A 611-nucleotide genomic window follows, 5' to 3' on the forward strand; every position below is an offset into this window, starting at 1 on the left:
TAAGTTATCAGATTAATCAAACCTCTATAACACTGACAGAATCTCCTGTATTTGCCTTCTAAAGCTATCCTAAGCATCGCAATATTTGTGATGGTATCTTTATTGGTTATAACCCTGAAAATACCTGTTTGCTATTTCATTGCTCTGATTCGGTACTACGCAAGAAGAATTGATTAGTATTTTTGCTATTACCATGCGCCTTCCTTGGAAAATAAAATATAAACCGATGTATATTCCAACGTCGAAATTAATCAATGAGAACGGAGAAATTGTATGGATTGATCAATCAGAGGATTATCGTTTACGTGCAAGCGAAGATGCCGTAATGGGTGCGATAAAAGCTAATTTCGCTAAAGGTTTATAACAAAAGTCATTAGGTTGTTAGCACGTATAATCATTGGAAAGGCACAATGAAAGACCTGACCCTCGGCTTCTTTTTTTTAAAAGAAGCTAAACGACAAAATGAATCGTCCATCGATGGTGTTGCAAAAGCTATAATACCATTCCGCATAATTAGTTGGTCAGACTCATCCAATCTCTTGTACACATTTTTATGACTCTTTGACTATCACTAACAAAGTCATTCCACGCATCACAAACAGCATCTACAA

The 611-nt window shown here is 35.8% G+C and carries 1 protein-coding gene; it reads left to right on the top strand.

What is annotated here, in order from left to right; translation table 11 throughout:
* The first annotated feature begins 169 nt into the window (after window positions 1-169).
* Window positions 170-364 carry a hypothetical protein gene (locus MT391_RS20730; protein ID WP_499499990.1) on the top strand — a complete coding sequence of 65 codons (195 nt, stop codon included), beginning with the start codon at window positions 170-172 and terminating at the stop codon, window positions 362-364.
* Window positions 365-611 lie beyond the last annotated feature (247 nt).

It is taken from the genome of Vibrio sp. 1-Bac 57 (assembly GCF_037546855.1).
Taxonomy (GTDB): Bacteria; Pseudomonadota; Gammaproteobacteria; order Enterobacterales; family Psychromonadaceae; genus Psychromonas.